Consider the following 19051-nt stretch of genomic DNA (forward strand, 5'->3'; position numbering starts at 1 on the left):
TGGGGGCATGGCTGCCACGTTCCCCGACCTGCTCTCCTCCCTCCTCGCTGCCGATCCGGGACGGCCGCTGGTCACGTTCTATGACGATGCCACCGGCGAGCGGGTCGAGCTCTCCGTGGCAACCTGGGCCAACTGGGTGGCCAAGACCTCGAGCCTGCTGGTGGAGGAGTTCGACCTGGAGCGCGGGGACCGCGTCCTCATCGACCTGCCCACGCACTGGCTGGGCCCGGTCTTCCTCGGCGCGGCGTGGAACGCTGGCCTGGCAGTCACCTTCGACGGCAGCGACGCGGCGGCGGACGCCGTCATCTGCGGACCGGCCACCGTGGTGACGTACGCCGATCGTGGCGGGTCCGCCCCCGTGCTCGCCACCGCCCTGCTCCCCCTCGGTGTCCGCTTCGCCGACCCGCTGCCGGCCGGCGTGCACGACTTCGGCGTGGAGGTCTGGGGCCAGCCGGATTCGTTCCTGCCCTGGGACCCGCCCCAGGCCGACGACCTCGCACTGCTCGCCGGTCCGGACGGCCCGGCCGCGACAACCCAGGCGGAACTGGTGACGCCCGCCACCGGCGAGGCCTGGGACCTCGTTGCCGGCGGCGGGCGCCTGCTGACCACGGCCAACCCCGCTTCCCCGACGGGGTTGGCCACTTTCGTGGCCCCACTGGTCAGCGGTGGGTCCACGGTCTGGGTCGCCCACGCCGACCCAGACTCACTGGAGCGGAAGTACGCCGCCGAGCAGGCGACGGGCCAACTCCACTGACCATGCTCCCTAGCGTGAGCTTCGGTTCAGGTGCAGGATCATGCTGTTCCCCTTGATCGCGATGATGTCGGGCTTCCCGTCCTTGTTGACGTCACCCAACGTGAACGGCAGGTTGTGCCCCGTCAGCACCAGGTCGGTGGTCACATAGGGCGCGAACGAACCGTCCCCCCGGCCCGGATAGATCGAGACCCTGGACGAACTCGCGTTGCGGACCACCAGGTCTGCCCGGCCGTCGCCATCGAGGTCGCCAGCGCCGGTGATCACGTTGAAGCGCGCCGTGTTCGTCATCACCTTCACCGGCGCACGCAGGTTGTAGTTCCCGCCGTTGGCGTGGAACCACAGGTCACCGTTCCGGTCCCGGCTCCAGATGTCGGGCAGCCCGTCCCCGTTTCCGTCGCCGATCCCCACCGTCAGGTTGTAACCGCTCCAGTTCTTGCTGAGCAGCACCTTCTCCTCGTACTGGCCCGGCACGCAACCGCCCTGGAAGATGTAGAGATAACCCGTCCTCGGATCACGTGCGACCAGGTCTGCACCCGCCGCCTGGTCGAAGTCGCCGACAGCAGTGATCTGGTCCATCCCCCTGAGTTGGGCGGTCACCTTGATGTGGTTGCCGAAGCGTCCGTTCCCGTCGCCCGCACGCACGGCCATGTCGCCCGTGACACCAGAGCGGATCACCACGTCGTCGAACTTGTCCCCGCTGACGTCTCCCGTGGCCACGACCGTGTCGTAGCGTTGCCAGCCGCCGGTGACCGTGTAGGTCTTGGTCAGGGCCTTGTCGAACTTGATCTCCATCGGCTTGGTGAAATACGGCGACCGGTTGGGCAGGTTCACCATGGTGTTGCCCTGGATCCCCAGCACGTCGATCCGGGTGTCCATGTCGAGGTCGGCCATCGTGAACGGAAGGGTCAGTCCGGAGGTCTCCAGGACCGGGCCGACGTAGGAACCGAACCTGCCGTCACCCTGGCCCTGGTAGATCGAGACCTTCCCTGAGTCGGCGTTGCGGACGACCAGATCGGTCTTGCCGTCCCCGGTCAGGTCGCCGCGGCCGGTGATCACGTCGAATCGGCTGGTGTTGCCGAGCGCCTTGACCGGCGCCTTGAGCTTGTTGTTGCCGGCGTTGGCGTGGAACCACAGGTTGCCGCTCGCGTCACGCGAGTAGATGTCTGGGCGTCCGTCGCCGTCACCGTCACCGATGCCGACCGTGAGGTCATAGGAGCCCCAGTTCGAACTCAACAGGATCCGGCTGCCGAAGGTGCCCGGCGTCGAGGCAGCCGGGTAGAGGTAGAGCCGGCCGGTCTTCGGGTCCCGCGCCACCAGGTCGGCACGGCCGGAGCCGTCGAAGTTGCCGACGCTGGCCAACTGGTCCATGCCCACGAAGGCGTTGGTGGTGCCGATGTGGTTTCCGTACCGGCCCTTCCCGTCACCGGCACGCACCGCCACGGCGCCGCTGACACCGGACCGGATCACCACGTCATCGATCCCGTCGCCCGTCATGTCGGGCGTGCCGAGCACGGTGTCGTAGCGGCTCCAGCCGGCACTGGTGGAGTAGCCCTGGTCAGCGCTCGGTCCGAACCACCAGTCGGGGTTGTCCGGACGCGTCTCCGGGCCGGGATCGGGCTCCGGTTGCGGATCAGGCTCCGGCTCGGGGCCGGGCTTGGGCGTGCCGATCGCCTTGGAGTTGAGGAAGCCTGTCATCTGGTTGCCGTTGACCACGACCAGGTCGGGCACCTTGTCCGCATCGATGTTGCCCATCGTGAACGGCAGCGCGTGCTCGGGCACTTCGAGGACCGGACCGATGTAGGAGCCGAACGTCCCGTTCCCTGCTCCCTTGTAGACCGAGACCCGGGTGGAGGCCGCGTTGCGGACCACCAGGTCTGCTGTGCCGTCGCCGTCCAGGTCGCCGCGACCAGTGATCACGTCGAAGCGCGCGGTGTTGGTCAGTGCCTTGACCGGGGCCTTCAGCTTGTTGTTGCCCGCATTGGCGTGGAACCACAGCACCCCGCTGCGGTCCCGGCTCCACAGGTCGGGCCTGCCGTCGCCGTTGCCGTCCCCGATGCCTACGGTCAAGTCATAGTCACTCCACGCCGCGCTCAGCTGGACCCGGGGAGCGAAAGTGCCCGGGGCAGATGCCGCCGGATAGAGGTAGAGGCGTCCTGTCTTGGGGTCGCGCGCGACGAGGTCGGCATTGCCGGAGCCGTCGAAGTTGCCCACCGCGGCGATCTGATCCATTCCGACGAAGGCATTCGTGTTGCCGACGTGGTTGCCGAAGCGCCCCTTGCCGTCCCCGGGTCGTACGGCGACGACGCCGGAGCTCGCGGAGCGGATGATGACGTCGTCGATCCCGTCGCCCGTGACGTCGGGCGTCATCAGCACGGTGTCATAGCGCCACCAGCCTACATTCGTGTCATAGGCCTGGCTGAACGCCGGCCCGAATTCGTTGATGCTGGTTCGCTGGGCGGCTGCCGCCCGGGACCTGATCGTGCTGATCTTCGCGTAGAGGTACTTGCCCGGGCAGGCGGTGGATCCGACGTCACGGTGGCCCTGGATGGCCGGCATCGTCTTGCTGCCGACCTTCACCGACATGCCGTCGGCCTTGACGTTGCCCAGCGCCAGTTTCCAGGCGAAGAGGTCCCCGTAGGCATTCAGCATGGCGGTGGTGGGCGCGACCTGTTCGAAGTTGCCGATCGCCGACATCGCAAACGCCTGGTAGTTGTATCCCGACGTGTGCGCACCGACGACAGGGCGGTCCACGCCGCCCCAGCGGCCTTCCCAGATCCGTCCGAAGCGGTCGACCAGGAAGTTGTAGCCGATGTCGCGCCAGCCCCGGCTCTGCGTGTGGTAGGCGTAGATGCTCCGCAGGATCGCCGGCACCTGCTCTGCGGTGTAGTTGTTCGCGTTCACCGTGTGGTGCACGAACCCGGCCTGGATCACGCCGTAGTCCGGGTTCGACTGCTCCCGCAGCTTCTCGTTCGCCCCCCACTGGGCCCTGGAATAGATCATCGGCTTCGGCGCGGTCATCGTCGCGGCCTGCAAGGAGATGGCCCCGTCGCTGGACTCCAGCTGGGTGCCCCCTGCGGACTCCTCGTTGCCGGCGTACTCAGCGTCGCTCGTGTCGATCTCCGGCGCTGCGAGCGTGGTGCCCTTCGACTCGCCCGAGCCGATCACTGCCAACTTGAGGTCGGTCGGCAGTTCGGTTCCCTCGGCGACCACTGCACGCGCCTGGACCTCGTCGACCTCCCCGACCAGGAGCGGCTCGGTGCCGGGACGCCCCTCTCCCTCACTGGACCCCTCGTCCGGGGCATGCTCGTCGTGGTATTCGACCGGAGTCCACTCGCTCCACTCTTCCCCCGAACGGGTGCGGACCAGGACGGTGAGGTCCTCCTCCGCGATGTGGACCTCCGGGGACCAGGTGACGCCGACCGCGGCGTAGCCCTCGGCGCCCTCTGCGCTGCTGATCACCTCAAGGCCCTCGGCCACGCCCTCGCCGGAGTCGGCTGCTACGGCGCCCTGCAGCGCCTTGGTGGTCTCCTCCGCCTTGGTGGCCAGTTCCTCGACCACCTCGGCGGTCAGGTCAGTGGCCAGTTCCGGAGCCGCGACCAGGGCATCGGCCGTGGTAGCGGCGTCCATCACGTACTCGTCGACGACCGGGTCCACGGGCGCAGTCTCGACCGGCGCCTCGTCGCCTTCCGGCTCAGCGGAACTCGGGACCTGACTCGGCGGCGCGCCGGTGATCACGTCCAGCGAGACCACGTTCGCGGCTGGAGCGAGGACGGCAATGACGGCACCGAGCACCAGCATCTGCTGGCAGGCGGTGATGTAACGACTCTTGAACGGGCGCATTTCTCGGACTCCAGTGCGGGGGAAGGATCACACGAGTACCAAGTTTCACACCAGTAACAGGGGTCACCGCAAGAGGAACTGAGTAACTACAATCGTGTAATTGCCACTCGACACGCCGCTCAAGGCTCAGATTGATGGATTTGTCCGCTTCTCCCGGGAGAAATGGCCTTCAGCAGACGGAGGCGAGGTCCTCGGACTGGTTGGCGGCGTACCCGTCCTTCTTGCTGCCCACCGAGCCACCGTTGGTGACGGGAGAAGCCGGGCTGGCCTGCTCCGGCCGGTCGGCCCCACCGGCAGGCTCGGGAGCCTTCTCCGGCGCGGAGTCCGGGTTGATCCCCTGCGCAACCATCTCCCGGATCAGTTCCAGGTCGGGGTGCGCCGTGTTGATCTGCGGCGGCACGATCGAGACCGTGCCGATCTCGTGCTTGCGGGCCTTCAGCGCCAGGTCGATGAAGTTGTCCAGTTCGGAGGCAGGGATGCTGGTCTCCATCATCGACGAACCCGCCTCGGTGATCTCCTTGAAGTTCATCAACACGGTCTGCGGGCTGACCTGGGTGGCGATCGCGTTCATCACGCACTTCTGCCGGGCCATCCGCGAGTAGTCGTCCGAGCCGTGCCGGGAGCGGGCGAACCACAAGGCGTGGTAGCCGTCCAGCTCCTGCAGACCGGGCTCGATGTAGCCCTTGACCGGGGTCGAGAACCCGCCGATCGGGATCGGGTCCATCACGTTGATCGTCACGCCTCCGACGGCGTCGACCAACTGCTCGAAGCCCTTGAGGTTGACCATCACCCAGTAGTTGATCTTCAGACCGGTGATGCCCTCGACGGCCTCGATCGTGGCCTGGGTCCCGGCATGCTCGGCGTCGTCGAAGAGTTCGGTGTTGTCGCCGGCCCAGGTGGCCACGGAGTTGAGGTAGCAGTCGTCGCAGGTCCAGCCGTCGGGGAACTGCTCGGCCATCACCGAGCCTTCTCCGAAGGTGAAGTTCTGCAGGTTGCGCGGCAGCCCGATCAGCACGGTCTCGCCGGTCTCCTGGTCGATGCTGGCCACGTTCAGCGAGTCCGGGCGCAGGCCGAATCGGCCGTCCGCGGAGTCCCCGCCGATGAGCAGCACGTTGTAGCGCCCATGCGTCGCCTCGCTGACCTCGGTCGCGGTGAAGACCGTGTCGATGAAGTCACGCTGGACGGTGATCAGGTGGGCCGCGAAGAGCAGCGTTCCGGCTACGGAGAAGCAGAGGACGCCGTTGATGCCGACCATGGCCAACCGCTGGTTGCGGACCAGGGTGAGCGGCTCGCCGAGGCGCCACGCATCGATGAAGAGCGCCGCCCACCCGATCGCGACGAGCATGATCACGAAGCGGACCAGGTTCAGCACCGACGTGTTCGTCCCCGCCCACAGGGCGAAGGAGGTCGAGGACCAAGCCAGCAGCGCTACCAGCGCCACGGCCACGACCAGGCCCATCCAGATCCGGATCGCGAGGCGACCCACCTCACGCCGTCCCGCGACCAGTTGCGCCGAGCCGGGGACCACCAGGGTCATCAACATCAGGGTGATCGCACGGCGGAACCGGATCCGTGCAGCACGGTCAGGGGTACGCCGCCGGGTGACGTACCTGGCTTCGTGCGACCCGGGGGAAGTTGCGGGCGGCATCGAGGTTGCCTCTCTCCATGGGGAAGTGTGGAAAGTTGTTCACAGCCATATCACCAGCCACACGCGCCCCATCCGTGCATGACGCGCCGAAAAACTCCGGGTTCGTTTCCCGGTCAATCCCCGTTGCGGCCCGACTCGATCTCCTGTTTGCCGGCCAGGCGGTGTGCCCGGCGGATCTCCGCCTCGCGCCAGCGCCGCAGTTCCTCCGACGTCTCCGGGACGAGTCGCGGGACCTGGCGGGCCTTGCCCTCGCCGTCGATCGCGACGAAGACGAAGTAGGCCGATGCCACGTGCAGCGGCTGGGCCGTGGCATCCGTCCACGGCTCGGCCTCGATCCGTACGCCGACCTCCATCGAGGACCGGCCGGCCCAGTTGACCTGTGCGGTGGTCCGCACGATGTCGCCCACGTGCACCGGGGCCAGGAAGGCCATCTCGTCCAGTGCCGCCGTGACCGCCGGTCCACCCGAGTGCCGTTGGGCCGCGGCGCCGGCCGTGGAGTCGGCCAGCTTCATGATGTCGCCACCGTGGATGTTGCCCAGGAGGTTCGCCGACGTGGCATGCATCAACTGGGCGAGCGAGACACGCGAGTAGACCGGGGGATGCGCGGGGCGGGATGCGGCTTCCATGCCCAGAGACTAATGCTCCCCGGGTACCGTTCCCCCATGGCTGACCGTCCCCAGGGCCCCGCACCGGGCACCCCCGAGTATGAATGGCTCTACGGCAAGGGCTCCGACTCCGACGACGCGACCCGGGTCCTCGGGCAGCCGGCGTACCAGCAGATGCCCCCGCCGGGGACCCCGGAGCGCACCCGGGCACTTCCCACCGGGGTGCCGCCCGCACCCGGACCGCCTCAGCCGCCCCCCGGCCCCCCGCCCGGCTACGGCCCGCCCAGCCAGTACCGCGGCAAGGGCGGTGGTGGGCGCAGGACGCGGCGCCGGCTCCACCCGTTCCGGTGGCTCTTCCTTCTGCTGGTGCTCTGGCTGGCCTTCCTCCTCGCGGTTCCCTTCATGGCCCTGGGCAAGATGAGCCGGGTGGATGCTTTCCCGGACGGGAGCCGACCCGCCGACCAACCCGGTACGACGTACCTGATCGTCGGCAGCGACTCCCGCGCCGGCCTCAGCAAGGAGGACCAGCGTCGCCTGGGCACCGGCAGCGAGGTCGGCGAGCGGACCGACACGATGATGCTGCTGCACGTGGGCGACGGACCGGACCTGCTCATGTCCATCCCGCGCGACTCGATCGTGGAGATCCCCGGCCGCGACCGTAGCGCGAAGATCAACGGCACCACCAACCCCGATGCGTACGACGGCGGTGGGACCAAGCTGCTCATCGAGACCATCGAACTCAACACCGGGATCCGGATCGACCACTACGTGGAGATCGGCTTCGGCAGCTTCGTGGACCTCGTCGACGCAGTCGGCGGGATCGAGATCTGCCCGGAGGAGGACATGAAGGACAAGGACGCCCACCTGGACATCAAGGCCGGCTGCCAGGAGGCCGACGGCCTGACCGCGCTCGGGTTCGCGCGCTCTCGCAAGAGCAGCGCTTCCTCCAACGACCTGACCCGGGCACGCAACCAGCGCGCGGTGATCGGGGCGATCGGCAAGGAGATGGTGAGCCCGATGACCGTGATCAACCCGTTCCGCTACTGGGAGGTGAACATGGCAGCCGCGCAGGCAGTCCGGGTGAGCGAGGGCACCGGCGTCCTGGACCTGGCCCGGTTCGCCCGCGCGATCACCAGCCCCGACCTGACCTGCGGCGTCCCCATCGCCGACCTCGAGGTGCACTGGGACTCCGAGCGGTCCGGCCAGATGTTCACCCACATCATCAATGACGACACCGCCGGCATCCCCGACGACCTCTGCACCGCGACCGGCTTGCGGGAGTAACGACCGCAGCACCGAAGCAGATCGCCGCGACACGCCGTGCGTACGGCGTGTCGCGGCGATTTCCTGCGGCGTTCGGGTGGCTGTGGATGACGGGATGCGCCAGGCGAGCGTCCTGAGCAGACTGGTCGCATGGAGCCAACCACGGCCGTCGAGGCCCTGAGCCGTCTCGGCGGCATCGCGACCACGGGTGACCTGCTCGCCCTGACCACGCGTGCCCGGCTCCGTTCTGCGTTGGCCCGCGGCGAGGTGGTCAGGGTGAGCCGCGGCCGGCTTGCGCTGCGGCTGGTGGCGTCCTCGCTGCGCTCAGTGCAACTGGCCGGCGGTCACCTGAGCCATCTCAGCGCCGCGCTGCACCATGGCTGGAAGGTGCGGGAGATGCCCGAGGTTCCCCAGATCGTGATGCCCCCTGGGGCCCGGGTTCCCGATGGCACGGTCGGCTTCCTGGCCGACGTTCATCACCGGGAGTTGCGCGCCGGAGAGAAGTCCGGGTGGGCCACCTCGCCCCTGCGCACCGTCCTGGACTGCAGTGCCGACCTTCCACTGGCCGACGCGCTCTCGGTGGCCGACTCGGCACTGCGCTCGGGAACCCTGTCCAGCACGGAGTTCCGCGCGGCTGCCGGGCCCCGGCACCTCCAGGTCGCGACGTACGCCGATGCACGCGCCGCCAACCCGTTCGAATCGACCCTGCGCGCATTGTGCATCGAGGTCGGTCTCGAGGTGGTCCCGCAGTACGAGATCACCTGTGGCGAACTCACCTTCCACCCCGACCTGGTCAACCCGCTGCTCGGGCTCGTCATCGAGGCAGACTCCTTCACCTTCCATGGCAGGCCCACCGCCTTCGAGCGCGACGTGGTGCGCTACAACGCGCTCACCGCCCATGGCTGGACGGTGCTCCGGTTCACCTGGCACCAGGTGATGCATCGCGCCGACTACGTCAAGGCGACGCTGCTGCAGTGGATCGCCCAACCGCAGCGCTGAAACAGATCGCCGCGACACGCTGTACGTACGGCGTGTCGCGGCGATTTCCTGCGGCGTTCGGGTGGCTGCTCAGAGGCTGGACTGCACCCCGGCCAGCAACTGGCGGGCCATCACGATCCGCTGCACCTGGTTGGTGCCCTCGTAGATCTGGGTGATCTTCGCGTCGCGCATCATCCGCTCGACCGGGTAGTCCCGGGTGTAGCCGTAACCGCCGAGCACCTGGACCGCATTCGTGGTGACCTCCATCGCCACGTCGGAGGCGAAGCACTTGGCGGCGGCACCGAAGAAGGTGAGGTCGGGGTCGTTGCGCTCGGAGCGGCCGGCGGCGGCGTACGTCATCTGGCGGGCCGCCTCGACCTTCATCCCCATCTCGGCGAGCAGGAACTGCAGGCCCTGGAACTCAGCGATCGACTTGCCGAACTGCTGGCGCTCCTTGGCGTACTCCAGCGCGTAGTCCAGCGCACCCTGGGCGACACCGACGGCCTGCGCGGCGATGGTGATCCGGGTGTGGTCCAGCGTCTTCATCGCGATCTCGAATCCCTGACCCTCCTCGCCGATGATCCGGTCGGTGGGGATCCGCACGTTGTCGAAGTAGACCTCGCGGGTCGGCGAACCCTTGATCCCGAGCTTCTTCTCCGGCGCGCCGAAGGAGACACCTTCGTCCGACTTCTCCACCACGAAGGCGGTGATCCCCCGCGAGCGCTTCTCCGGGTCGGTCATCGCCAGCACGGTGTAGTACTCCGACTCGCCGGCGTTGGTGATCCAGCGCTTGACGCCGTTGAGCACCCAGTGGTCACCGTCCTTGACGGCGCGGGTCTTCTGGTTGGCGGCGTCCGATCCGGCATCCGGCTCGGAGAGGCAGTAGGAGAAGCCGCCCTCACCCGCGGCCAGCTTGCCGAGGTACTTCGCCTTGAGCTCCTCGCTGCCACCGATCTGGACCGGGAGCGAGCCGAGCTTGTTCACCGCGGGGATCAGGGAGGAGGAGACGCAGGCACGGGCGACCTCCTCGATGATGATCACCGTCGCCAGTGCGTCCGCGCCGGCACCGCCGTATTCCTCGGGCACGTGCGCGGCATGGAAGTCCGCAGCGCGGAGCGCCTCGGCCGCCTCGTGCGGGAAGCGGGCCTCCTCGTCCACCTCAGCGGCGTACGGCGCGACCTTGGCGTCGCAGATGGCCCGCACGGCCTCGCGCACGGCCAGGTGCTCCTCGGACAGGGCATAGAGAGGGAAGTCAGACATGGACCACATTCTAGGAAGTCCTAGTAAGCGACCGCTAACCGACGCCATGGGCTGGACACATCCGGTGGCGGTTACGGTGGAGGCATGAACGACTGGCAGAAGCCCGACTCCGTGAACTTCATGCTCGACGAGTGCGAGACCTGGGCGGTGGTCGGACTCTCCGGCGACCCGAGCCGCACGGCGTACGAGATTGCCGGAGTGCTCCAGGCGCACGGCAAGAAGATCGTTCCGATCCACCCTGACGCCCCCGTCGTGCTCGGCGAGCAGGGGTACGCCAGCCTCTCGGAGGTCCCGTTCCCGATCGACGTGGTGGACGTCTTCCGGCGCTCCGAGGCGGCCGGGGAGTTCGCCGACGAAGCGGTGAAGATCGGCGCCAAGGGCGTCTGGTTCCAGCTCCGCGTCATCGACGAGGAGGCCTTCGCCCGCACCCTCGACGCCGGCCTCCACATGGTGATGGACACCTGCCCGGCCATCGAGTGGGGCAAGCGGGGCGAATGACCGGCCGGGACCTGCGGGTCCCACCCGGCCCGGGCCTGCCCACCGGACTCGTGGTGCCCGGCGCCGAACTGGTCGAGCGCTTCTCCCGCTCCCCCGGCCCCGGCGGCCAGTCGGTGAACACCAGCGACACCCGGGTGGAACTGGAGTACGACGTGGTGCCCTCGGCAGTCCTTACCCCGGCCCAACGCGACCGGGCACTGGCCGCACTGGCGGCGCGCCTCACCGACGGGCGCCTGGTGGTGGTCGCCCACGAGCATCGCAGCCAGTTGCGCAACCGCAACGCCGCACGCGAGCGGTTGGCAGACCTGCTCCGCAGCGCGCTGGCTCCCCCACCGGCACCACGACGTCCGACCCGTCCCAGTCGCGGGGCGCAACGCCGACGGGTCGAGGCAAAGGTGCAGCGCGGCCGGATCAAGCAGTTGCGACGACGACCGGATGCCCGGGGCCAGCAGGAGTGATCCTGCGCCGGGTCTCAGAACCCGGCTCGTCGCGTCCCGGCCACGCTGTCCCGGACCACCTTGCCCTTGGCCTGTGCCGCGGCGCGCAGTGACTCCTGGAACTCGACCATCTGCTGCTGCAACCCGGGGTCGGACGCGGCCAGGATCCGGGCAGCCAGCAGCCCGGCATTGCGGGCGTTGCCGATCGACACGGTCGCGACCGGGACACCCGCCGGCATCTGGACGATCGAGAGCAGGGAGTCCATCCCGTCGAGGTGCTTGAGCGGCACCGGGACCCCGATCACCGGCAGCGGGGTGAGGGCAGCCAGCATCCCCGGCAGGTGGGCCGCGCCACCGGCGCCGGCAATGATCACCGACAGTCCGCGGCCGGCCGCGTCGCGACCGTAGGCGAGCATCTCCTCGGGCATCCGGTGCGCCGAGACCACGTCTGCTTCATAGCCGATCGAGAACTCGTCCAGTGCCTCGGCAGCGGCGGCCATCACCGGCCAGTCCGAGTCCGAGCCCATCACGATCCCGACACGGGGCGCCGGTCCGGACCCGGCAGGTGTGGAGTTGGTCATCAGGTCTCCCTATTCGCTCTCGTCACCAAGGTCGCCGCGGAACCAGTCGGCTGCGTGGCGGGCGCGCTCGAGGCAGTCCTCGAGGTCATCACCGAAGGTGTTCACGTGGCCGACCTTGCGGCCCGGGCGCCACTGCTTGCCATAGAAGTGCACCCGCAACTGCGGGTCACGGGCCATCGCATGCGGCAATCCGTCATAGAGCCGGCCGGGCTCGGTGTCGCCCCCGAGAATGTTGACCATCACGGTCCACCGGGCCCGGGGAGCGGGCGAGCCGAGCGGCAGGTCCATCACCGCCCGCAGGTGGTTCTCGAACTGGCTGGTCACCGCACCGTCCTGGGTCCAGTGCCCGGTGTTGTGCGGTCGCATCGCCAGTTCGTTGACCAGGATCCGTCCGTCCGTGGTCTCGAAGAGCTCCACGGCCAGGATGCCGGTGACATCGAGTTCACCGGCCACCTGCAACGCGATCTGCTGGGCCTGCGCGGACAACTCCGGCGCCAGGTCGGGCGCGGGTGCGATCACCTCGTGGCAGATGCCGTCCTTCTGCGTGGAGGCCACCACCGGGTACGCCGCGGCCTGGCCGCTCGGGGAGCGGGCCACCAGCGCGGAGAGTTCACGGGTGAAGTCGACGAGTTCCTCGGCCAGGATCTGCACCCCGGCGGCAGCGGCGGCCTCGAAGGCCTCACTGCAGTCGGCGGCGCGGCGGACCACCCACACGCCCTTGCCGTCGTACCCTCCGCGCGTGGTCTTGAGGACGGCCGGGAAGCCGAACGCCGCCACGTCCGCCACGTCTTGGACCAGGGCATTGCGGGGACACGGGACGCCCAGTGCCGCGAGCCGCTCACGCATCACGCCCTTGTCCTGGGCGTGGACCAGCGCGTCGGGGCCGGGCCGCACCGCGATGCCGGCGTCGGCCAGCGCATGCAGATGCCCGGTCGGCACGTGCTCATGGTCGAAGGTGACCACGGCGCAGCCCTCCGTCACCTCGCGCAGGGTGGCCAGGTCGCGGTAGTCGCCCACCGCGTGGTCGACGATGACCTGGGCCGCCGAGACGCCCTCGGCCTCGGCGAGCAGGCGCAGCGGGAGCCCGAGCGCGATCGCGGGCTGGGCCATCATCCGGGCCAGTTGCCCCCCGCCGATCACGGCAAGGGTCGGGGCCAGGGCGGGAACGCTGTCGGCAGGCACGTGGCGAACCCTATCGAGTCGGGTCGCACCAGCGGACGAGCGGCTCAGGCTCGACGTACCGTGATCGGCTCGACCAGGCCGAACCCGCGCAGCGGACGGGCCGGCAACTTCCGGGTGTTGAACTCGTCCTCAGGCAGGAGGTGGGCGGTGGCCTCGTCGATGATCACTCGGTTGCGCCGTGCGACGGCGGTCAGGCGGGCCGCGAGGTTGACCGAGGGTCCGAAGACGTCGCCCATCCGCATCACCACGCCGCCACTGGCCAGGCCCACCCGTACGTCGGGCATCCGGGCGTCGCGCCCGATCACCTGGATGATCCCGTCGGCGATGTCCAGCGCCCGGACGGCGTCGTCGGAGACGAAGAGGACCGAATCCCCCAGGCTCTTGATGACGCGCCCCCGGTGCGCCGCGACCACGTCGTGGCACCGCGACTCGAAGACCTCGACGAGGTCGCCGACGCGCTCCTCGCCGATATCGTTGGAGAGGGCACTGAACGCGACGATGTCGGCGAAGCCGACGGTCACCTCGCTGGTCTTCACCTCGTCGTCGGGGCCGAACTCCTCGGACCTCGCCGCGGCCGCCGCCAGGTGGCGCCGCCAGGCATAGACCATCAGGTGCTCGAACGACTGCCGGGTCTCCTCCAGCATGGCGCTCGCTGCCGCGACCCGGTCGCCCTCGACCGGTCCGAGCATCGGCCCCAGGGCACTGATCTCCCAGTCGGCCAGCCGGGACATGGTGCTGCCCAGGGCCCGGGTCAGGTTCATCGCCGTGTCGATGTCGATGGTGCCCTTGTCGACCGTCTCCTGGAGCAGGGTCAGGGCTTCCGCGTCGGCGCGGGTGAAGGCCACCTCGTCATCGCCGTACTCGGGGAAGCCCAGCGCCCGCCAGAGTCGCTTGGTGGTGTCGAGGTCGACTGCTGCGTTCTCGGCGATCTCGGCGGCGGTGAAGGTGGCGTCCTCACCGAGGATGCCGCGGACCAGGTCCTCCCGGCCCAGGGGGCTCCCCGTCGGTTGCTCAGGTCCCGTCATCGCTCTTGCCGTACAGCCGGTGCAGTTCGTCAGCCACCTTCAACTGGACCTTCTCCACGCGCGGGATGTCGTGCAACTCGACCCGGCCGGCCTCACTGGCGTCGGTCACCACCAGGGTGCCGCACCCGAAGAGGCGGTCGGTCAGGTCGATCTCGAAGTCGACGCCGCTGATCCGGTTCAGCGGGATCGTGCGCCCGCTCTGGGCGATGATGCCGGTCCGCTCCATGAAGCGGCGGTTGGTGAAGGTGTACGTCGTGGACCACCAGACCAGGAAGGGCCGGAGCACGAACCAGATGATGACCACGGCTGCGACGGCCCAGCCACCGATGGTCAGGGCCTTGCCCGTGGTGCCCTCGCCCACGGTGGTGAGGTAGCCCGCGCCAGCGAGCATCACCAGCAGGACGAGGATCGGCACGAAAAGCGCCTTGGCATGCGTCCGGGTGGAGACGATGACGGCTTCACCCTCGTTGAGGTACTTCTTTGAGATGGCCACCCCCTGATCATGTCAAATGATTCCTCAACGCACGTGGATGACGTCCCCTGCGCCGACCCACTGGGTGCCATTCGCGGTCTCCACGCCCAGCCGTCCGGACTCGTCCAGCCCGACGGCCAGGCCGGGCATCGACTCCCCCGACGGCAACTGCACCCGGACCTGGCGGCCCAGGGTGATGCAGGCATCGGCGTACGCGCGGGACAACGCAGTGGGGTCATCCACCAGCAGGTCCAGTGCCTCGTCCAGGCGGGCGAGGAGGTCGCCGAGGAGCGCTGTCCGGTCGGGTTCCTGGCCGAGTTCGATCAGCAGGGAGGTGGCGGTGTCGACCGGCCGTTCGTCCTCGGTGAGGCTGGCGTTGAGGCCGATGCCGATCACCGCCGCGGGTCCCTGCGGGGTCTCGATCCGCTCCACCAGGATGCCGGCCAGTTTCCGGGTGACCCCGTCGGTGGAGACGAGGACGTCGTTGGGCCACTTCAGTCCGATCCCCGGCACCTGGTCGACCAGCGCCGTGTGCACGGCGTACCCGGTGGCCAGCGGGATCCACGGCCACCGCGCGGGGGCCAGTTCGGGTCGGGCCAGGACCGAGAAGGTGAGCGCCGATCGGGGCGGCGTGGTCCACACCCGGTCGAGCCGGCCGCGACCGCTGGTCTGGTGCTCGGTGACCAACACGGTGCCGGTCGCCGCACCCTCCTTCGCCCTACTCGCGAGTACGGCATTCGTCGATCCGGCCTCGGCCAGGATCTCCACCCGGGACGGGAGGCGGGCAGGGTCGAGCGGATCCCGGCCAAGGGGTGGGCGAGCGTCGGGTGCTGGGGTCATGGGCACTACATTGGCCCACGGAAACCGAGGAGGCCAGCCAGACCATGACCACAGCCGAGAACCCGGCAGAAGCAACCGCCGAGATTGACATCCACACCACCGCCGGCAAGTTGGCGGACCTGGAGCGACGCCTCGATGAGGCGGTGAACGCCGGCTCCGCGAAGGCCGTGGAGAAGCAGCACGCCAAGGGACGCCAGACCGCCCGCGAGCGGATCGAGATGCTCTTCGACGAAGGATCCTTCGTCGAACTCGACGAACTCGCCCGCCACCGCTCCACCGCCTTCGGGCTCGAGGCGAACCGCCCGTACGGCGACGGCGTGATCACCGGCTACGGCACCATCGACGGCCGCCAGGTCTGCGTCTTCTCCCAGGACTTCACCGTCTTCGGCGGATCGCTCGGCGAGGTGTACGGCGAGAAGATCACCAAGGTGATGGACCTCGCCATCAAGACCGGCTGCCCGATCATCGGGATCAACGAGGGCGCCGGCGCCCGGATCCAGGAGGGCGTGGTCTCCCTCGGCCTCTACGGCGAGATCTTCAAGCGCAACGTGCACGCCTCGGGCGTCATCCCGCAGATCAGCCTGATCATGGGCAACTGCGCAGGTGGCCACGTCTACTCCCCCGCCGTCACCGACTTCACGATCATGGTCGACCAGACCTCGGCGATGTTCATCACCGGTCCGGACGTGATCAAGACGGTCACCGGCGAGGACGTCTCAATGGAGGACCTCGGCGGCGCCCGGGCCCACAACACCAAGTCGGGCAACGCGCACTACATGGCCGCCGATGAGGAGGACGCGCTCGAGTACGTCAAGGCGCTGCTCAGCTACCTCCCGCAGAACAACCTCGACGAGCCGCCGGTCTTCGACGAGGACGCGGTCCTCGAGATCACCGATCTCGACCGCTCCCTCGACACCCTGATCCCGGACTCGCCCAACCAGCCCTACGACATCCGCGACGTGGTCACTGCGGTGCTCGACGACGAGGAGTTCCTGGAGGTCCAGGAACTCTTCGCGCCGAACATCATCGTCGGCTACGGCCGGGTCGAGGGGCACCCGGTCGGCATCGTGGCCAACCAGCCGATGCAGTTCGCCGGCACCCTGGACATCGACGCCAGCGAGAAGGCGGCCCGGTTCGTGCGCTTCTGCGACGCGTTCAACATCCCGGTGCTCACCTTCGTCGACGTGCCCGGCTTCCTGCCCGGCACCGACCAGGAGTGGAACGGCATCATCCGCCGCGGCGCCAAGCTGATCTATGCCTACGCCGAGGCAACCGTGCCGCTGATCACGGTGATCACCCGCAAGGCGTACGGCGGCGCCTACGACGTGATGGGTTCCAAGCACCTCGGCGCCGACCTCAACGTCGCCTGGCCGACCGCACAGATCGCGGTGATGGGTGCCCAGGGCGCCGCGAACATCGTGCACCGCAAGACGCTGGCCGCCATCGAGGCTGACGGCGGCGACGTCGAGGCCAAGCGGGCCGAGTTGATCGACGAGTACGAGACCACGCTGGCCAACCCGTACATCGCGGCCGAGCGCGGGTACGTCGACACCGTGATCATGCCGCACGAGACCCGCACCGAGATCGTCCGTGGGCTGCGCCTGCTCCGCTCCAAGCGGGAGATCCTGCCCGCCAAGAAGCACGGGAACATTCCCCTGTGACTGAGAACGAAGACACCACCCCCGCTGCCCAGCGGCCACTGCTGAAGGTGGTCAACCCGGACGCCACGCCGGAGGAGATCGCTGCCCTGGTGGCGGTCTTCTCGGCCCTCGGCTCGGGCTCCGGCAAGCCCCCGCGCCGGCCCACCTCCGAGTGGTCGGCCAAGCACCGCCGGGTGAGGGCCAACTACTCGCACGGTCCCGGCGGCTGGCGCTCGAGCGGCCTGCCCCAGCGCTGAGGTCTCGAACGCATCATCGGGTGGACTTGCAGTCACCACATGACTGGAAGTCCACCCGATAACGCCTCCGGCCAGGGTCGCCCCGCCCCAGTCGACCGCCATACTGGGGCCCATGGCGAAGAACTGCATCACTGACGTTCCCGGGATCCGGGTCGGCCAGGCGGAGCGCGTCCAGGACGGGTGGCTCAGCGGCTCCACGGTGGTGCTGACCCCGTCCGAGGGAGCGGTGGCCGGGGTCGACGTGCGCGGTGGTGGTCCCGGCACGCGGGAGACGGACCTGCTCGACCCACGCAACCTCGTCGAGCGCGTCCACGCAGTCGTGCTGACGGGTGGCTCGGCGCTCGGCCTGGCCGCCGTCGACGGGGTGGTGCAACGCCTCTTCGCCGCCGGGATCGGCTTCCCGATGGGCGGGCCCGGCGAGGTCGTCCCGATCGTGCCGGCTGCTGTGCTCTATGACCTGGGCCGCGGTGGAACGTTCGCCAACCACCCCGACGCCACCCTCGGGACGGCGGCGTACGACGCGGCCAGTGCGGCACCGGTCGAGCTCGGTAACCACGGAGCCGGCACCGGAGCCCGGGCCGGCGGGCTCAAGGGCGGCATCGGGTCGGCTTCCGCCGTGCTTCCGGACGGCACCACGGTGGGCGCCCTGGTTGCCGTCAACGCGGTGGGCTCCACGGTCGACCCCGAGACCGGGGAACTGTACGCCGCCCGGCACTGCCTGCCCGGGGACCTGCCGCTGCTCGACCTGCCCGACCCCGATGAGCTCGCCGCGGCCAGGGAACGGGCTGCCAACGACCCGGCGCTGCTCAAGCCTCCGCTGGCCACCACGATCGGGGTGATCGCCACCGACGCCACCCTGACCAAGGCCCAGTGCGCCAAGGTCGCCGGGATCGGCCACGACGGACTGGCCCGGGCGATCAACCCGGTGCACACCATGCTGGACGGCGACACCCTCTTCACCCTGGCCACCTGCGCCCGCGACCCAATGGACCTGCTCGGCTTCCAGGACCTGCTCGGCGCCGCCGCGGACTGCGTGACCCGCGCCGTGGGGCGCGCCGTCCTCGCGGCCGAGAGCGCCGGGGGCATGCGCAGCTTCCGGGACGCGTTCGGCTCCGCGCTTGCGCCATGATGATCCCTCGTTCCGTCCTCGACGGCGTCGTCGCCGGGAAGCTGGACCTGGCCTTCCGGCGCTGGACCCGACCCATGCACCGCGTCGGCGGATCGCAACGGACCGCCGTCGGTGTGGTCAGGTTCGACGAAGTGGACGTGGTCGACCCGGCCACGATCACCCACGAGGACGCCCTCCGCTCCGGTCTCCCCCTCGATGAACTCCTTGCCCGCCTGGAACACAAGGAAGGCGACGTCTATCGGGGCCGGCTCGTCTGGGCCGGCGTCGACGAACGCGTGGCGTTGCGGGAGCGCTCCCGACTCGGTCCCAGGCAACGTGCCGAGATCGTGGAGACGTTGGCAGCGATGGACTCCCGGAGCAAGCACGGCCCGTGGACCCGATCCCATCTGGAGCTCATCGATGCCCGCCCGGGCGAGCTGGCCGAGACCATCGCCGCGGACGTCGGCCGCACCAAGCTCCCGTTCAAGGCCGACATCCGACGGCTCAAGGAGCTCGGGCTCACCGAGAGCCTGCGCCCCGGATATCGCCTCTCCCCACGGGGTCGTGCGGTGCTGCGGCACTTGCGATCGCTGGACTGAACGGCGTCCAGGCGCCGGTAGGAGACGGAGAAGGTTGCATGCCCCGGTCTCCCGCGGTCCGGGC

General features: G+C 69.0%; 18 protein-coding genes. 9 read left to right on the top strand and 9 right to left on the bottom strand.

The genetic code is table 11. From position 1 onward, the window contains the following. The first annotated feature begins 7 nt into the window (after positions 1-7). The gene (locus Q9R27_RS08040; RefSeq protein ID WP_311251840.1) at positions 8-754 is read left to right on the top strand and encodes a TIGR03089 family protein; all 747 of its coding nucleotides are present in this window, start codon (positions 8-10) and stop codon (positions 752-754) included. A gap of 9 nt (positions 755-763) precedes the next feature. Here Q9R27_RS08040 and Q9R27_RS08045 read toward each other — a convergent pair whose 3' ends face one another. The 3 genes from Q9R27_RS08045 to Q9R27_RS08055 all read right to left on the bottom strand — a co-directional run bounded on the left by Q9R27_RS08045 (position 764) and on the right by Q9R27_RS08055 (position 6868). Then, positions 764-4594 (bottom strand): FG-GAP-like repeat-containing protein, encoded by a 3831-nt coding sequence (locus Q9R27_RS08045; protein WP_311251841.1) that lies wholly within the window; start codon positions 4592-4594, stop codon positions 764-766. 169 nt (positions 4595-4763) lie between these two features. Then, positions 4764-6242, bottom strand: a complete 1479-nt coding sequence (locus Q9R27_RS08050; protein ID WP_311251842.1) for an LCP family protein — start codon at positions 6240-6242, stop codon at positions 4764-4766. Between the two features lie 113 nt (positions 6243-6355). Beyond that, positions 6356-6868: an acyl-CoA thioesterase gene (locus Q9R27_RS08055; RefSeq protein ID WP_311251843.1), complete on the bottom strand. Its 513-nt coding sequence runs from the start codon at positions 6866-6868 to the stop codon at positions 6356-6358. A 36-nt stretch (positions 6869-6904) separates the two neighbouring features. On the opposite strand from Q9R27_RS08055, the gene Q9R27_RS08060 reads away from it, so the two are divergent. Next, entirely contained in the window at positions 6905-8131 is a 1227-nt protein-coding gene (locus tag Q9R27_RS08060) for an LCP family protein (protein WP_311251844.1), read from the top strand. Between the two features lie 129 nt (positions 8132-8260). Further along, positions 8261-9109 carry a DUF559 domain-containing protein gene (locus tag Q9R27_RS08065; protein ID WP_311251845.1) on the top strand — a complete coding sequence of 283 codons (849 nt, stop codon included), beginning with the start codon at positions 8261-8263 and terminating at the stop codon, positions 9107-9109. Between the two features lie 69 nt (positions 9110-9178). Here Q9R27_RS08065 and Q9R27_RS08070 read toward each other — a convergent pair whose 3' ends face one another. Then, a complete protein-coding gene (locus tag Q9R27_RS08070; protein ID WP_311251846.1) occupies positions 9179-10348 on the bottom strand; it encodes an acyl-CoA dehydrogenase family protein in 1170 nt (389 codons plus the stop codon). An 84-nt stretch (positions 10349-10432) separates the two neighbouring features. Here Q9R27_RS08070 and Q9R27_RS08075 point away from each other — a divergent pair, with 84 nt between their 5' ends. Together Q9R27_RS08075 and arfB are read left to right on the top strand one after the other, a co-directional pair. Further along, complete coding sequence (locus Q9R27_RS08075) at positions 10433-10846, top strand: CoA-binding protein (protein ID WP_311251847.1); 414 nt, start codon at positions 10433-10435, stop codon at positions 10844-10846. Next, positions 10843-11304, top strand: a complete 462-nt coding sequence (gene arfB / locus Q9R27_RS08080; RefSeq protein WP_311251848.1) for an alternative ribosome rescue aminoacyl-tRNA hydrolase ArfB — start codon at positions 10843-10845, stop codon at positions 11302-11304. The genes Q9R27_RS08075 and arfB overlap by 4 nt, the downstream gene beginning before the upstream one ends. A 14-nt stretch (positions 11305-11318) precedes the next feature. On the opposite strand, the gene purE is transcribed toward arfB, so the two are convergent. From purE to Q9R27_RS08105, 5 genes are read right to left on the bottom strand one after another with little or no spacing between them, the layout of a single operon-like run. Further along, a complete protein-coding gene (gene purE, locus Q9R27_RS08085) occupies positions 11319-11864 on the bottom strand; it encodes a 5-(carboxyamino)imidazole ribonucleotide mutase (protein ID WP_311251849.1) in 546 nt (181 codons plus the stop codon). A 9-nt stretch (positions 11865-11873) separates the two neighbouring features. Beyond that, a complete protein-coding gene (locus Q9R27_RS08090) occupies positions 11874-13046 on the bottom strand; it encodes a 5-(carboxyamino)imidazole ribonucleotide synthase (protein WP_311251850.1) in 1173 nt (390 codons plus the stop codon). Between the two features lie 44 nt (positions 13047-13090). Continuing rightward, entirely contained in the window at positions 13091-14071 is a 981-nt protein-coding gene (locus tag Q9R27_RS08095; protein ID WP_311251851.1) for an adenylate/guanylate cyclase domain-containing protein, read from the bottom strand. Further along, positions 14058-14564, bottom strand: coding sequence for a PH domain-containing protein (locus Q9R27_RS08100; RefSeq protein WP_311251852.1), 507 nt, complete (start codon positions 14562-14564; stop codon positions 14058-14060). The genes Q9R27_RS08095 and Q9R27_RS08100 overlap by 14 nt, the downstream gene beginning before the upstream one ends. Positions 14565-14588: 24 nt before the next feature. Then, positions 14589-15383: a biotin--[acetyl-CoA-carboxylase] ligase gene (locus Q9R27_RS08105; RefSeq protein WP_311251853.1), complete on the bottom strand. Its 795-nt coding sequence runs from the start codon at positions 15381-15383 to the stop codon at positions 14589-14591. Positions 15384-15427: 44 nt separating this feature from the next. Here Q9R27_RS08105 and Q9R27_RS08110 point away from each other — a divergent pair, with 44 nt between their 5' ends. The 4 genes from Q9R27_RS08110 to Q9R27_RS08125 all read left to right on the top strand — a co-directional run bounded on the left by Q9R27_RS08110 (position 15428) and on the right by Q9R27_RS08125 (position 18987). Then, positions 15428-17044 (top strand): acyl-CoA carboxylase subunit beta, encoded by a 1617-nt coding sequence (locus Q9R27_RS08110; RefSeq protein ID WP_311251854.1) that lies wholly within the window; start codon positions 15428-15430, stop codon positions 17042-17044. Continuing rightward, the gene (locus tag Q9R27_RS08115; RefSeq protein ID WP_311251855.1) at positions 17041-17280 is read left to right on the top strand and encodes an acyl-CoA carboxylase subunit epsilon; all 240 of its coding nucleotides are present in this window, start codon (positions 17041-17043) and stop codon (positions 17278-17280) included. The genes Q9R27_RS08110 and Q9R27_RS08115 overlap by 4 nt, the downstream gene beginning before the upstream one ends. Before the next feature lie 112 nt (positions 17281-17392). Then, positions 17393-18409, top strand: coding sequence for a P1 family peptidase (locus Q9R27_RS08120; protein ID WP_311251856.1), 1017 nt, complete (start codon positions 17393-17395; stop codon positions 18407-18409). Next, the gene (locus Q9R27_RS08125; protein ID WP_311251857.1) at positions 18406-18987 is read left to right on the top strand and encodes a hypothetical protein; all 582 of its coding nucleotides are present in this window, start codon (positions 18406-18408) and stop codon (positions 18985-18987) included. The genes Q9R27_RS08120 and Q9R27_RS08125 overlap by 4 nt, the downstream gene beginning before the upstream one ends. Positions 18988-19051 lie beyond the last annotated feature (64 nt).

The sequence above is a fragment of the Nocardioides sp. AE5 genome (assembly GCF_031844485.1).
Taxonomy (GTDB): Bacteria; Actinomycetota; Actinomycetes; order Propionibacteriales; family Nocardioidaceae; genus Nocardioides.

Bases quoted from the DNA above. Each gene is read 5' to 3' on its own strand.
- Q9R27_RS08040 (WP_311251840.1), top strand. From the start codon at position 8: ATGGCTGCCACGTTCCCCGACCTGCTCTCCTCCCTCCTCGCTGCCGAT.
- Q9R27_RS08045 (WP_311251841.1), bottom strand. From the start codon at position 4,594: ATGCGCCCGTTCAAGAGTCGTTACATCACCGCCTGCCAGCAGATGCTG.
- Q9R27_RS08050 (WP_311251842.1), bottom strand. From the start codon at position 6,242: ATGCCGCCCGCAACTTCCCCCGGGTCGCACGAAGCCAGGTACGTCACC.
- Q9R27_RS08055 (WP_311251843.1), bottom strand. From the start codon at position 6,868: ATGGAAGCCGCATCCCGCCCCGCGCATCCCCCGGTCTACTCGCGTGTC.
- Q9R27_RS08060 (WP_311251844.1), top strand. From the start codon at position 6,905: ATGGCTGACCGTCCCCAGGGCCCCGCACCGGGCACCCCCGAGTATGAA.
- Q9R27_RS08065 (WP_311251845.1), top strand. From the start codon at position 8,261: ATGGAGCCAACCACGGCCGTCGAGGCCCTGAGCCGTCTCGGCGGCATC.
- Q9R27_RS08070 (WP_311251846.1), bottom strand. From the start codon at position 10,348: ATGTCTGACTTCCCTCTCTATGCCCTGTCCGAGGAGCACCTGGCCGTG.
- Q9R27_RS08075 (WP_311251847.1), top strand. From the start codon at position 10,433: ATGAACGACTGGCAGAAGCCCGACTCCGTGAACTTCATGCTCGACGAG.
- arfB (WP_311251848.1), top strand. From the start codon at position 10,843: ATGACCGGCCGGGACCTGCGGGTCCCACCCGGCCCGGGCCTGCCCACC.
- purE (WP_311251849.1), bottom strand. From the start codon at position 11,864: ATGACCAACTCCACACCTGCCGGGTCCGGACCGGCGCCCCGTGTCGGG.
- Q9R27_RS08095 (WP_311251851.1), bottom strand. From the start codon at position 14,071: ATGACGGGACCTGAGCAACCGACGGGGAGCCCCCTGGGCCGGGAGGAC.
- Q9R27_RS08105 (WP_311251853.1), bottom strand. From the start codon at position 15,383: ATGACCCCAGCACCCGACGCTCGCCCACCCCTTGGCCGGGATCCGCTC.
- Q9R27_RS08110 (WP_311251854.1), top strand. From the start codon at position 15,428: ATGACCACAGCCGAGAACCCGGCAGAAGCAACCGCCGAGATTGACATC.
- Q9R27_RS08120 (WP_311251856.1), top strand. From the start codon at position 17,393: ATGGCGAAGAACTGCATCACTGACGTTCCCGGGATCCGGGTCGGCCAG.
- Q9R27_RS08125 (WP_311251857.1), top strand. From the start codon at position 18,406: ATGATGATCCCTCGTTCCGTCCTCGACGGCGTCGTCGCCGGGAAGCTG.